Raw genomic sequence first — 13206 nt, 5'->3', positions numbered from 1 at the left:
CGACAGTAGGTTTGTGGATTACCGGATTTTGTCGCGGCCCTCACACCCGCGCTCCCCCTGCCGATCAGGGGTTTTGCCCCCGCTGCGCGTAGTGCGGGCAGGGGCGCCGCCCCTAGTCCTGCGGCGGGTACTTCTCCAACACCGGACGCTTTGCGGTCACCGTGTCCCCGGACGAACGGCCGGTCAGCCGCCGGTGGATCCACGGCACCAGATACTGGCGGACCCAGCGCGCATCCTCCCGCCACGCCTGCGCGCGCGACACTGGAGCGGCCGGCGGCCACGGGGCGTTCCAGTCCTCGTCGACCGGCACCCCCACGACTTCGCACACCCGCAGCGCCAACCGGCGGTGCCCCTCCGCCGACAGGTGCAGCCGGTCGGTGTCCCAGGCCCGCGGGTCCCGGAACACAGGCATAGACCATTGGTCGACGAGGAAGCAGCCGTAGCGGTCCGCGATCGCGCGGATGTTGAGGTAGTAGCGGGCGAACCGGCCGATCAGCCCGCGCATGTACCCGGTGGCGATGTTGACCCCGGTGAACAGCACCACCTCGGCGCCGGACGCGCGGAGCTGACGCACCCCGATCTCCAGGGCCCGCGCCAGCCGGTCCGGGTCGCCGCTCGGGCGGAGCAGGTCGTTTCCGCCCGCGCTGAACGTCACCAGGGTGGGGGCCAACTCCAAAGCGCGGGGCAGCTGCTCCTCCATGACCTGGCGCAGCAGCCTGCCGCGCACCGCGAGATTGGCGTAACGCAACTGTCCGCTGTACTCCGCCAGGCGGTCGGCGAACCGGTCCGCCCAGCCGCGCGGGGTGCCGTCGGGGTACCAGTCCCCCACGCCTTCGGTGAAACTGTCGCCGATGGCCACGTAGTCCACCGGCATCCCAGGGGCGAGCGCTCCCATCAGTCCTGCCCCTGCGCTCCGGCAGCGGACTGCGGCGGCCCCACCGGGTTGGGTTCGGCTCCCCCGTAGCGACGGTCCCGGCGGGCGTAGATCTCGCAGGCCTGCCAGAAGTGCCGCCGGTCGAAGTCGGGCCAGAGCGTGTCGAGGAACACGAATTCCGCGTACGACGACTGCCAGAGCAGGAAATTGGAGAGGCGCTGCTCCCCGGAGGAACGGATGAACAGGTCCACGTCGGGGATGTCCGGGTGGTACAGGTAGCGAGCGAGCGTGGCCTCGGTGACCCGGTTGGGGGAGAGGCGGCCGGCAGCCACATCCCGGGCCAGGGCCGCGGCCGCGTCCGCGATCTCGGCACGGCCCCCGTAGTTCACGCAGAACTGCAGCGTGAGCTTGGTGTTGTGCTTGGTCAGCTCTTCGGCTTCGGTGAGCTCTTTGATGACGCTCTTCCACAGCCGTCCCGGCCGTCCCGCCCAGCGCACCCGCACCCCGCGTGCGTGCAGCTCGTCACGGCGGCGTCGGATCACGTCGCGGTTGAACCCCATGAGGAAGCGCACCTCGTCCGGGGAGCGCTTCCAGTTCTCCGTGGAGAACGCGTAGGCGGACAGGTAGGGCACGCCGAGCTCCAGCGCTCCCTCGATCACGTCGAACAGGGAGGACTCGCCCGCCTTGTGCCCTTCAGTACGGGGCAGGCCGCGCTGCTTGGCCCAGCGGCCGTTGCCGTCCATGACGATTGCCACGTGCCGGGGAATGAGTTCTCGGGGTAACTGGGGTGGCCGAGCCCCGCTGGGGTGCGGTTGCGGGGGTATCGGCTCCCGGTGGGTGTCGGTCGAGAAGACGGTCTTGGGACTCACGCACGCTCCACAAGGCGCAAAGATCGGACTCCGTTCTCCAGGTGCCACTGGAGATAGGCGGCGACCAGGCCGCTGCATTCGGTGCGGTCCCGCTCAGCGCTCGCATCGGCGCTCTCCCAGTCACCGCGCAGCAGCGCCACCATCAGCGCCACTGCTGCGGGGGACGGCTTGACCGAGCCCGCGGGACGGCACAGCGAGCACACCATACCCCCGGCGTGCACCGCGAACTCCCGGTGCGGTCCCGGCACACCGCAATGGGCACATTCTTCCAGAGCGGGGGCATAGCCGGCGACGGCGAGGGAGCGCAGCAGGTAGGCGTCGAGGACCAGGCGGGGGTCGTGCGCGCCCTCGGCGAGGGTCCGCAGTCCGCCCCACAGCAGCAGGAACTGCCGCAGCGCCGGGTCTTTCTCCACGCTCACGACCTTTTCTGCGGTCTCCAGCATCGCGACCCCCGCGGTGTAGCGTGGATAGTCGGTGACCAGGACACTCCCGTACGCGTGCAGGGTGTCGACCTGCGTGACCACGTCAAGGCTCTTGCCGGCGTGGAGTTGCACGTCGATGTGGGTGAACGGTTCGAGGCGCGCCCCGAAGCGGGACCGGGTGCGGCGCACCCCCTTGCCGACCGCGCGGACCAACCCGGTGCGCCGGGTCAGCAGAGTCACGATCCGGTCGGCCTCTCCTAGGTCCTGAGTACGAAGGACGATGCCTTCATCTCGGTAGAGGCTCACTCTCCCATTGTCACCGATGCGACGGACCGCAACGGCCTGTCCTCATTCCCACTTTTCGCCCGCCGCAATCCTGTGACATATTTCGGACGGATAACACTTTGGGGTTTTTCGTCGTCTACCATCATCCCCCAACGGAAAATCCCGCATCCCCCGTCCGAGGTCCCCTCACGAACGGAGGCAGGCGAATGTCCGAGGACGAGCAATCCCCGCTCGGCTCCCGGTCGCATCGGCGCCGCCCACCGCCCTCCCGGCGCCGCCGCAGGCGTCCTCCCCTACGACGGCGCCGGATAAGCGGCACACTGCTCACCGCGCTCCTCGCCCTCCCCGTAGGGTTGGTGCTGGCCGCGGTGCTGGTGTTCGGGTCGATGCGCATGCCCAGCAGTGATCCGTCCTCTTATGCACCCGGGTCACTGCTTCCCAACGACGCCGCGGTGCCCACCCCCTTCTTCCCCAGCGCGGAAGCGGAAGCGGCACCGCCCATCCCCTCCCCCAGTCCTCCCCCCAACGTGCAGGCCGAGCAACGGCGTGACGGGGTGAAAACCCAGGCTGAGGAGCAGAACAGCGCCGAAGAGGAGGCCTCCTCTGGCAGCAGTACGGGATCGGGTGGGCAAAGCGGTTCCGGAGGCGGAGGTTCGGGATCCTCGTCCGCCCCTTCGTCCCGGAGCGGGTCCACCGGAAGCATGAACGCGTTGAGCGCCCAAGTTTTCGCGCTGGTCAACGAAGAGCGCGCCGCAGCGGGCTGTCCCCCCGTCCGGGCCGACGACCGGCTGACCGCCGCCGCACAGGCGCACAGCGAGGACATGGACCGCAACAACTACATGTCGCACACCAGTCTGGACGGCCGCACCCCCGACGACCGCGCCCGGGAACACGGCTACCACGCGTGGTCCGGGGAGAACATCGCTAAAGGGCAGCGCACCGCCGCACAGGTCATGCGCGACTGGATGAACAGTCCGGGCCACCGCAGAAACATCCTCAACTGCAGCAACCGCGCGCTGGGGGTGGGCGAGTCCAACGGCGCCTGGACCCAGATGTTCGGCCGCGAATAGTCGAGCACGCCAACAGGCCCCGCCCGTATCGGGCGGGGCCTGTGCCTGTTCTCGAACAGTCAGGCGGACGCGCCGCGGCGGCACCGCGACCGATCCGCCGCGCTCAGGTCAGCTCTGCTGGGCCCGGTTGACCGCGCTGCACACCGCCTTCAGCGAGGCTGTCGTGATGTTGCTGCTGATCCCCACACCCCACAGGACGTTTCCGTCGACTTCGGCTTCGACGTAGGCCGCGGCGCGGGCGTCGCCGCCCTCGCTCAACGCGTGCTCGCTGTAGTCCAGGACCCGCAGCTTGAAGCCCACACCGGCCAGCGCGTCCACGAACGCGGAGATCGGGCCGTTGCCGGTGCCGGTGATCTCACGAATCTCGCCGCGCAGCCGGACGTCGGCGCTGATGCAGTACTCGCCGTCCTCGCTCGTCTCCGAGCGGTACGCCATGACCCCGACCACGCCCTCGGACAGGTAGGTGTCGGTGAAGATCTCCCAGATGCGCTCCCCGCTGAACTCGCCGCCCTCGGCATCAGCGAACTGCTGCACCACGCGGGAGAACTCGATCTGCAGACGGCGCGGCAGGTCGATGGAGTAGTCGCGCTGCAGGACGTAGGAGACCCCGCCCTTGCCGGACTGGCTGTTGACCCGGATGACCGCCTCGTAGGTGCGGCCCACATCCTTGGGGTCGATGGGCAGGTACGGCATGTTCCACCGGTACTCGTCCACAGGGACGCCCGCCGCAGCAGCGTCGGCCTCCAGGGCGTGGAAGCCCTTCTTGATGGCGTCCTGGTGGGAGCCGGAGAACGCGGTGTACACCAGGTCGCCGCCGTAGGGGTGGCGGGGGTTGACCGGCAGTTGGGTGCAGTGCTCGACCGTACGGCGGATCTCGTCGATGTTGGAGAAGTCGATCATCGGGTCGATGCCCTGGCTGAACAGGTTCAGGCCCAGGGTCACCAGGCATACGTTGCCGGTGCGCTCGCCGTGGCCGAACAGGCAGCCTTCGACCCGGTCGGCGCCCGCCATCACCGCCAGCTCAGCGGCGGCCACTGCGGTGCCGCGGTCGTTGTGCGGGTGCACGGACAGGCACACGTACTCGCGGCGGGACAGGTTGCGGCTCATCCACTCGATCTGGTCGGCGTACACGTTCGGGGTGGCGCGCTCGACCGTGGCGGGCAGGTTGAGGATGATCTCCCGGTCCGGACCCGGCTGGTAGACGTCCATGACGGCTTCGCACACTTCGAGTGCGAACTCCAGCTCGGTGTCGATGAAGATCTCCGGCGAGTACTCGTAGCCGAAGTACTCGGTGTCCTTGAGGTACTGCTCGGCGAACTTCAGGACGGTGCGGGTGCCTTCCACCGCGATGCCCTTGCACTCTTCGCGGTTCACGCCGAAGACGATGCGGCGGAACTCCGGCGACGTCGCGTTGTACAGGTGGACGGTGGCCCGCTTGGCGCCGACCAGGCTCTGGACGGTGCGTTCAATCAGCTCCTCGCGTGCCTGCGTCAGCACCGAGATCTGCACGTCGTCGGGGATGCGGTCCTCTTCGATCAGGTACCGCACGAAGTCGTAGTCGGTCTGGCTGGCTGCGGGGAAACCGACCTCGATCTCCTTGTAGCCCATGCGGACCAGCAGGTCGAAGATCTCGCGCTTGCGCTCGGTGTCCATGGGCTCGATCAGCGCCTGGTTGCCGTCGCGCAGGTCAGTGGAGAGCCAGCGAGGAGCTTTGGTGATGGTCTTCGAGGGCCAGGTTCGGTCAGGCAGGTCGACCGGCTTGAACGGCTGGTAGCGGTGGAACGGCATGCCACTCGGCTGTTGCTGCGGAATCATGTGAATACGCTCCCGTGAGACTTTTTCTTGCGGTCGTGCGGCCGACAGCAGACAGGTCGAACCTCCGCGGCGAGGGAGCCGGCCCTTATCGGCCCCCGCCGCGGCCGCTAAGCAGGAGCAGCTCACGCAGCATGACAAAGGCCACGTTAGCAGACTGCTGAGCGAAGTGGGACGGGGAGCCCGCAGTGTGAGACTGCTCATGGGCGTGCCGCGGGTCTGCGACGCCTGGTTTTCCCCTCGGTGAACTGCATCGACTCCGGCAGGTTCGGTCCGGTGCATGCTGTCCGGATGGTCCCGCCGGCTGCCGCGCCGCGGCCCCTGGGTCCCCCTCCCCGGCCGCACACGGCAGCAGCCCTGCCGCGCAGGACCGCACTGGCCATCGACAGTACCCGCTCCCAGGCGCCGGGGTACGCCCCACAGCAACGACCGCGGCCTGGTCGAGCTCCGTGGCCGGAGTCGGCCGTTCCCCCCGCCCGCCACTACTTCCGCATGCCGGAGTCTGACTTCTACACTTCGAAAGCACGTGGTGCGGTCTGTGCTGCCCGCGCACTCCACAAGCCGTTCAGCCTTGAGGCGGCAACCGCGCTGCCGTACCACGCAACACGGGCGCCATGCCCGCAGATGGCCGCCCGGATACCGCAGAATAAGGGTCCCGAGAACTCATGTGGCCGCCAGCGCAGTCGGTCACGGCGATGGGAGCTGACTTCCTATGACCACGTCACAGACAGCGACCGGTGACGCCGGACTCGACGGCATGAACGGGACCACCGTCACCGCGGGCAAACGGGAACGCTCAGGTGGCGTGCAGTCCCTTGACCGCGCGTTCTGTCTGCTCGAAATCATGGCCGAGGCGGGCGGGGAGACCTCGCTCAGCGAACTCGCGCAGTCGTCCGGGCTGCCCCTGCCCACCATCCACCGCATCGTGCGGTCCCTGGTCAGCAACGGCTACGTGCGGCAACTGCCGTCCCGCCGCTACGCTCTCGGCCCCCGTCTCATCGGCCTCGGAGAGAGCGCGTCCCGCCTGCTCGGCGCCTGGGCCCGCCCGCACCTCGCTCGCCTCGTCGACGAGCTCGGCGAGACCGCCAACCTGGCCATGCTCGACGGCGACCAGGTCGTCTACGTCGCCCAAGTGCCCTCCGCGCACGCCATGCGCATGTTCACCGAAGTGGGACGCAGGGTGCTGCCGCACTCGGCGGGCGTCGGCAAAGCGCTCCTCGCCCAGCTCCCCGACGACGAAGCCCTGGCCATCGTCCGCCGCACCGGGATGCCCGCGGCCACCGACCGCACCATCACCACCCCGGACGAGTTCGCGGCCGAACTGGCCCGTATCCGCAGCCGCGGCTACGCCATCGACGACGGCGAACAGGAAGTCGGCGTGCGCTGCCTTGCCGTGCCGGTCGTCGGCGGCCCGGCGATGATGGCCATCTCCATCTCCGGCCCCGAGTCCAGGATGACCTGGGATTTCGTGGCCAAAGCCGCTCCCGTGGTCCGGGAGGTCGCCCGCGAACTCGCCGACGACCTCAACAACCAGGCGCGGTGACCTGCGGCCCAGGCCCGCGTCACACCTGCTGGTCGAAACCGAGCCGGCGCAACTGCTTGGGGTCGCTCTGCCAGTCTTTGGCGACCCGCACCCGCAAGTCCAAGTACACGCGGCTGCCCAGCAGCGCCTCGATCTGCCGGCGTGCCCGGGTGCCGACCTCACGTAGCCGGGAGCCTTTCGTACCGATGACGATCGCCTTCTGGCTGGGCCGCTCCACGTAGAGCGAAGCGTAGATCTCGATGAGGTCCCGGTCTTCGCGCGGCACCATCTCGTCGACCACGACCGCGATCGAATGCGGCAGCTCTTCCCGCACCCCTGCCAGTGCGGCCTCCCGGACCAGCTCCGCCACGAGGATCTCCTCGGGCTCGTCGGTGAGGTCGCCGTCCGGGTACAGCGGCGGCCCTTCCGGCAGGTGGCTGCAGAGCACGTCGACCAGCTCGTCGAGCTGGAAGCCGCTCGCCGCGGAAACTGGGACGATGTCGGCCCAGTCCCCGAGTTCGGAGACCGCCACCAGTTGCTGGGCGATCTGGGCCCGCCGGGCCTTGTCGGTCTTGGTGACGATCGCCACCACCGGGGTCTCCTTCTGCTGGGCGAGCTCCCTGGCGATATAGGTGTCGCCGCGGCCGATCGGCTCGTCCGCGGGGATGCAGAAGCCGATCACGTCGACCTCGACCAGGGTGGAGCGCACCAGGCTGTCCAGCCGCTCCCCGAGCAGGGTGCGCGGCTTGTGGAGGCCCGGCGTGTCCACGATGATCAACTGCGCGTTCTCGCGGTGCACGATGCCGCGGATCGTGCGCCGCGTGGTCTGCGGCCGGTCGCTGGTGATCGCTACTTTCCGGCCGACCAGAGCGTTCATCAGCGTCGACTTGCCGACGTTGGGCCGCCCGATGAAGCAGACGAAACCGCTGCGGAAACCCTCCTGTTGCGTCGGTGCGGAAAGCGGTGTCGTGGTGTCGAGATCGTCCATGGTTCCAGTCTCACCGGTTCCCGCGGCCTGCTGCGCCCTGCTCCACACGGACCGGGGTACCGTCGGGCGCGGCCACCACCAGGGTCTCGGTGTTGAGGTCGGCTGCCACTGCACGGTCCGCCTCGGTCCACTCCGCGGCTTCGGTGACGACCACGGCCGCTTCGAGACGCTGGGCCCCGCTGGACACCGCGGCAGCCACGGCAGCCTGCACCGCGCTCAACTGGAGCGACGGCAGGGACACGGTGGTGGCCACATAGGTGCGGCCGGTCTCGTCCCGCACGGCCGCGCCCTCGGCAGCGCTGTTGCGGGCCCGGGACGAGCGGGCCAGGGTGATGAGCTTGGTGTCCTCGGGGTTGGAAAGCTCGTGGGCAGTGTTACTCACGGAAATAGCCTTTCTGCGGTCAAGACTGGTCCGGATCAGTGGATTCCACGGCGGCGGGCAGCCGTTCCACTAAGACCGTGGCGGTCTTGCGACGGCGGCGCGCCGGATCCTCCGCGACCAGCCGCAGTCCTGCATACTCTGCCTGGGATCCGGGCACAGGCACCCGGCCGAGTGCGTAGGCGAGCAGCCCGCCGACCGTATCCACATCCGGCGCGTCGATCTCCACGCCGAACAGTTCCGCGAGCTCACCCAGCGGCAGCCGCGCAGTCACCCGGGCACGGTTGTCGTCCAGCCATTCGATCGGGGGGACTTCGTCGTCGTACTCGTCGGTGATCTCCCCGACGATCTCCTCCACAATGTCCTCGATCGTGACGATTCCCGCGGTGCCACCGTACTCGTCGATCACCACTGCCAAGTGGATGCGCTGCTGCTGCATCTCCCGCAGCAGTTCGTCGACGGGCTTGGAATCCGGCACGTAGGTGGGTTCGCGCATGACGTCGCGGATCGTTCGCCCCGGGGCGGGAGCGCCGCCGTTCGCGCGCCACGCATCGTACAGGCGCGCCACCAGGTCCTTGAGGTAGACGATGCCGATGACGTCGTCAAGGCTCTCCCCAATCACCGGGATGCGCGAATATCCGCTGCTCAACGCCTTTTCCAGGGCTTCCTCAATGGAGACGTTGCCTTCGAGGAAGACAATGTCGGGGCGCGGGATCATCACCTCGCGCACCGTGGTGTCGTCGAGCTGGAACACCGAGTGGATCATCTGGCGCTCCTCGGGGTCGATGACGTGCCCCCGTTCGGCCAGGTCCACCAAGTGGCGGAGCTCCTCCTCGGTCGCAAACGGCCCCTCCCGGTCGGTGCCGCCGCGCGGCAGGAGCAGCTGGCCGGCCCGCACCAGGAGCCGGGCTACCGGGCCCAGCACCACTGTTGCCGGGCCGACGACGGCGGCGGCGACCTCCGCGGTAGGCCCGGGGAACCTCCGCGCCAGAATCCGGGGAATCACCCCAACCAGCACGTAGTCGACCAGCACCGTCACCACCGCGGTGAGGGCGACCGCCCCCCAGGTCAACCCCAGCCAGGTGAGGAAGCCCACCGCCAACGCCAGGGTGGCCCCCACCTCGCAGCAGACCCGGAGCAGCAGCGCCGTGTTGAGATGGTAGGCCGGGTCCGCCGCGACCCGACGCAGGCGGCGGGTCGCGGAATGGTCGCGGCTCGGCGCCTTGCCCCCCAACCGCACCGTGCGGCTGAACGCGGTCTCCGCCGCGACGAAGAAAGCCGCGCCGCAGATCAGCAAGACCGCCAGTCCGAAGACACTCCCCGTGCCGGCGGCCCCGTTCACCGTTCCTCTTCTTCCAAACTTCGTCGCCAGCCCGCCAGCAGCTCGTTCTGCAGGCTGAACATCTCCCGGTGCTCATCCGGCTCGGCGTGGTCGTAGCCGAGCAAGTGCAGGATCCCGTGCGTGCACAGCAGGTCGATCTCGTCCTGCATGCTGTGCCCGGCCCGCTCCGCCTGCCGGGCGGCAACCTGCGGGCAGATGACCACATCCCCCAGGATCCCCGGTTCGGACGTCCGCCCCGGAGCGCCCGGGCGGAGCTCGTCCATGGGGAAGGAGAGCACGTCGGTCGGTCCCGGTTCATTCATCCACCGGACGTGCAGATCCGCCATCGGCTCCTCGTCAACGAGGAGCACGGACAGTTCCGCGAGAGGGTGCACCCGCAGGGCGTCCAAGATGTAGCGCGCCAGTCGGGCCAGCCGTTCCTCGTCGGCGGGGACGCCGGACTCGTTCGCGACGTCGATACTCATTGCTGTTACCGGCCTTGTTCCATTGGTGTCGGGGACACTGCGGCATGCGGTCTGCGCCGCGGCTCACCTGCTACTGGAATCGGTCCCATGGGGACGGTGCGTCTCCCGTCCCACAGCACCGTTGCCTTGCTTGCGACGCTGTGCAGCTTCGTGCCGACCATAGGCGTCCACGATCTTGCCGACGAGCTTGTGTCGGACGACGTCGTTGCTGGTCAGACGGCAGAAGCTGATGTCCTCGATGCCGTCGAGGATGGTCTCCACCGTCCTCAGTCCGCTCTCCTGGCCCTCCGGAAGGTCCACCTGGGTGATGTCACCGGTAACCACGATCTTGGAGCCGAAACCCAGGCGGGTGAGGAACATCTTCATCTGCTCGGGCGAGGTGTTCTGCGCCTCGTCGAGGATGATGAAAGCGTCGTTGAGGGTACGGCCCCGCATGTAGGCCAGCGGCGCGACCTCGATCGTCCCCGCCGCCATCAGCTTGGGGATGGAGTCGGGGTCGAGCATGTCGTGCAGCGCGTCGTAGAGGGGACGCAGGTAGGGGTCAATCTTCTCGTACAGGGTGCCCGGCAGGAAGCCCAGCCGCTCTCCCGCTTCGACCGCGGGACGCGTCAGGATGATCCGGTTGACCTCCTTGGCCTGCAAGGCCTTGACCGCCTTGGCCATCGCCAGATAGGTCTTTCCGGTCCCAGCGGGGCCGATCGCGAAGACGATGGTGTGCTTGTCGATCGCGTCGACGTAACGCTTCTGGTTCAGCGTCTTGGGTCGGATCGTGCGCCCCCGCGCCGACAGGATGTTCATCGTCAGCACGTCGGCGGGACGCTCAGGTCCGGGGGAGCGGAGCATGGCCAGGACCCGTTCGATCGTGTCCGGGGTGATCTGGGTCCCGTTCTCCACGAACCGCAGCAATTCCTCGATGAGCCGGACCACGAGAGCGTTGTCCTCGGGGCGCCCACTGATGGTGATCTCGTTACCCCGAACGTGGATGTCGCTGTCGAAAGAGTCTTCGACCACGCGGAGCAGTTCGTCTTCGGTGCCCAGCAGATGGAGCATCATCTGCTCTTCGGGGACGACGACCTTAACCTGGGTGTGCGCGTACGTTGACTCGACCATGATGTGGCCTTGCGGCCGTCTCGCCCCTACCTTTCGCGTGTCCGGAGGCCGTGTCTCACCTGCCCCTGCGGCCTCATTTCTTTTCGGCAATTCTACCAACGGGTGCTTAATCCCCCGAGAGGTTTTCCCGTCCCGGCCAGGGCTGTCCGCCGGACCGCTCCCGACCGGGACGGGGACGATCGATCACCCCGGGGGCCACTCCAGTCCGCGGCCGCCGAGCAGATGGCCGTGCACGTGGAAAATGGTCTGCCCGGCTCCGGGACCGGTGTTGAAGACCATCCGGTACCCGCTGTCCGCAATGCCCTCGGCCCGGGCGATCTCCCCGGCTTCCCGGGCGATCTCGTCGAGGAGGCCGATCCCGGCAGCGCCCGCGCTGGCCATGTCGGGATAGTGGTCCCGCGGAATGATCAGCACGTGCGTGGGCGCCTGCGGGTTGATGTCGCGGAAGGCGATCGTGCGCTCGCCCTCCCGCACGATATCGGCGGGCACTTCCCCGGCGACGATCTTGCAGAACAGGCAGTCGGACCGACGATCGGTCACCGCTTCTCCCTCCGTTGCCGAATGCGGGGGTGCTGCCCCAGGGTCCCATCATGCCGGAAACCGCGACTAGGCAGCGTCCGGGGATCCCGTGTCCTCGCATAACCGCACCTGAGGCACTATGACCGCCACTATCCTGGTTCTCGGCGCGCCGGCCGCGCTCCTGTCCGGCCCCGACTCCCCCGCTCCCAACGCCGAAGGAGGTCATCGACGCTTTTCCCGTCAGCAGCAGTCTCCGACCAAGCGAGAAGAACGGCATGGCCTTTCGTAAACCCGGCGAGAAGGGGCCGCGTCCTCATCACGTGAGCGAAACCATGGTGGTGGAAGCGCCCGCGGCTACGGTGTCGGCCCGGTGGGATGCCGACCAAGCGGTGACACAGCTCTACTCGGACCACTACCGCCCTTTGGTGCGACTCGCTGCCCTCCTCGTTCGCGATGTCGCCACTGCCGAAGAAGTCGTACAGGACGCGTTCGTCGCCATGCACGGGGCGTGGCGGCGGCTCCGCGACCCCAACAAAGCGCTTTCCTATCTGCGGCAAGCGGTGGTCAACAAAGCCCGGTCGGTCCTGCGGCACCGAGCCGTTGTCGAGAAGCACGCACCCAAGGCGCTTCCCGACGCCCCCAGTGCTGAGCACGGTGCACTTAACGAACTGGAGCGCGCCGAGGTGGTCAACGCGCTGCGCGCGTTACCGACGCGGCAGCGGGAGGCCATCGTCCTGCGGTACTACGGAGACCTCTCCGAAGCTCAGATCGCCGACGCCATGGGCATCAGCCGTGGCGCGGTGAAGAGCCACACGGCACGCGGTATCTCCACGCTCCGCAAGCTCCTGGAGCAGACGAAATGACCGAAGAATTCGACGACTTCGAAAAGCGGCTCAGGGCTGCCTTGCACGCCGCGGCCGACGACATTCCCATCTCCCACGACGCGCTGGAACGGATCCGGGCCCGCACCGAGCGCCGGAGCCTGTTCCCCTGGACAGGACTGGCATGGTTCCGTCCGGTCGTCGCCGTGGGCGCCGCGGTGCTGATCGCCGGATCAGTGCTGCTCGGGACCCCGCAGCTCCGCAACCAGGTGCTGCCAGGGTCGTTCGTCTCCGCTTCAGACACCCAGCGGGCCGAAGAGACACCGTCGCAGTCACCGCAGGCGCCGGCCGATCCCGAAGGCGTCGTGCCGCCTCCGGTGCACGGGGCTCCCTCCACACTGCCGTCGGCCGCCCCGGAAGCGTCGCCGTCCGCTCCGGAAGCTGAAGCACCGCCCACCGTCTTCGGAAGCTCTGCGTGCGCGTCCCCCAGTCCGGGGGAGCGGGCAGACAGCGGTGCCGCAGCAGACCCCCGCGCCACGGAACGCCCGTGCCCGTCGGAGTCGCCGGCTGTCCCGGACGAGCCTGAGCCGTCGCCGTCCCCCTCCGAGGACGACGGCTCGAACGGCTCCTCATCCCCTGGCTCCCCGGGAGCGGAGAAGACGCCGACCGCCTCCCCGCCCCCGCCGTCCGGCGGCGACCCGCAGTAAACCGCTTCCCGGTGCCGGCCGC

14 protein-coding genes are annotated in these 13206 nt (G+C 68.4%); 4 read left to right on the top strand and 10 right to left on the bottom strand.

Going from position 1 to position 13206, the window contains the following annotated elements; genetic code table 11:
* Positions 1–112 precede the first annotated feature (112 nt).
* From TFU_RS04250 to recO, 3 genes are read right to left on the bottom strand one after another with little or no spacing between them, the layout of a single operon-like run.
* Positions 113–895 (bottom strand): SGNH/GDSL hydrolase family protein, encoded by a 783-nt coding sequence (locus TFU_RS04250; RefSeq protein WP_011291301.1) that lies wholly within the window; start codon positions 893–895, stop codon positions 113–115.
* A complete protein-coding gene (locus TFU_RS04245) occupies positions 895–1743 on the bottom strand; it encodes an isoprenyl transferase (protein WP_011291300.1) in 849 nt (282 codons plus the stop codon). Before TFU_RS04245 ends, TFU_RS04250 begins: the two co-directional genes overlap by 1 nt.
* On the bottom strand, positions 1740–2471 hold the full coding sequence (gene recO / locus TFU_RS04240; protein WP_011291299.1) for a DNA repair protein RecO: 732 nt from the start codon (positions 2469–2471) through the stop codon (positions 1740–1742). The genes TFU_RS04245 and recO overlap by 4 nt, the downstream gene beginning before the upstream one ends.
* 185 nt (positions 2472–2656) lie before the next feature.
* Here recO and TFU_RS04235 point away from each other — a divergent pair, with 185 nt between their 5' ends.
* A complete protein-coding gene (locus TFU_RS04235) occupies positions 2657–3520 on the top strand; it encodes a CAP domain-containing protein (RefSeq protein ID WP_011291298.1) in 864 nt (287 codons plus the stop codon).
* A 108-nt stretch (positions 3521–3628) separates the two neighbouring features.
* Here the strand turns inward: TFU_RS04235 and leuA are convergent, their stop codons facing one another.
* Positions 3629–5335 (bottom strand): 2-isopropylmalate synthase, encoded by a 1707-nt coding sequence (gene leuA, locus TFU_RS04230; RefSeq protein ID WP_016188375.1) that lies wholly within the window; start codon positions 5333–5335, stop codon positions 3629–3631.
* 802 nt (positions 5336–6137) lie between these two features.
* Here leuA and TFU_RS04225 point away from each other — a divergent pair.
* Positions 6138–6875 carry an IclR family transcriptional regulator gene (locus tag TFU_RS04225; RefSeq protein WP_038043422.1) on the top strand — a complete coding sequence of 246 codons (738 nt, stop codon included), beginning with the start codon at positions 6138–6140 and terminating at the stop codon, positions 6873–6875.
* A gap of 19 nt (positions 6876–6894) precedes the next feature.
* On the opposite strand, the gene era is transcribed toward TFU_RS04225, so the two are convergent.
* The 6 genes from era to TFU_RS04195 form a co-directional block, all read right to left on the bottom strand.
* Positions 6895–7842: a GTPase Era gene (era, locus tag TFU_RS04220; protein ID WP_011291295.1), complete on the bottom strand. Its 948-nt coding sequence runs from the start codon at positions 7840–7842 to the stop codon at positions 6895–6897.
* 10 nt (positions 7843–7852) lie between these two features.
* Positions 7853–8224, bottom strand: a complete 372-nt coding sequence (locus TFU_RS04215; RefSeq protein ID WP_011291294.1) for a hypothetical protein — start codon at positions 8222–8224, stop codon at positions 7853–7855.
* A 19-nt stretch (positions 8225–8243) separates the two neighbouring features.
* A complete protein-coding gene (locus tag TFU_RS04210) occupies positions 8244–9563 on the bottom strand; it encodes a hemolysin family protein (RefSeq protein WP_011291293.1) in 1320 nt (439 codons plus the stop codon).
* Positions 9560–10027, bottom strand: coding sequence for an rRNA maturation RNase YbeY (gene ybeY, locus TFU_RS04205; RefSeq protein ID WP_011291292.1), 468 nt, complete (start codon positions 10025–10027; stop codon positions 9560–9562). The genes TFU_RS04210 and ybeY overlap by 4 nt, the downstream gene beginning before the upstream one ends.
* A 63-nt stretch (positions 10028–10090) precedes the next feature.
* Positions 10091–11137 carry a PhoH family protein gene (locus tag TFU_RS04200; protein ID WP_016188373.1) on the bottom strand — a complete coding sequence of 349 codons (1047 nt, stop codon included), beginning with the start codon at positions 11135–11137 and terminating at the stop codon, positions 10091–10093.
* A 183-nt stretch (positions 11138–11320) separates the two neighbouring features.
* Entirely contained in the window at positions 11321–11677 is a 357-nt protein-coding gene (locus TFU_RS04195) for a histidine triad nucleotide-binding protein (RefSeq protein WP_011291290.1), read from the bottom strand.
* A 311-nt stretch (positions 11678–11988) separates the two neighbouring features.
* Between TFU_RS04195 and TFU_RS04190 the strand changes: the two genes are divergently transcribed.
* Together TFU_RS04190 and TFU_RS04185 are read left to right on the top strand one after the other, a co-directional pair.
* Positions 11989–12519, top strand: a complete 531-nt coding sequence (locus TFU_RS04190) for a SigE family RNA polymerase sigma factor (protein WP_011291289.1) — start codon at positions 11989–11991, stop codon at positions 12517–12519.
* Positions 12516–13184 (top strand): hypothetical protein, encoded by a 669-nt coding sequence (locus tag TFU_RS04185; protein ID WP_011291288.1) that lies wholly within the window; start codon positions 12516–12518, stop codon positions 13182–13184. The genes TFU_RS04190 and TFU_RS04185 overlap by 4 nt, the downstream gene beginning before the upstream one ends.
* Positions 13185–13206: the final 22 nt, after the last annotated feature.

The sequence above is a fragment of the Thermobifida fusca YX genome, assembly GCF_000012405.1.
In the GTDB taxonomy this organism is placed as follows: domain Bacteria; phylum Actinomycetota; class Actinomycetes; order Streptosporangiales; family Streptosporangiaceae; genus Thermobifida; species Thermobifida fusca.
Note: the sequence above shows the minus strand (reverse complement) of the source record. Positions and strands in the feature narration are given on the sequence as shown.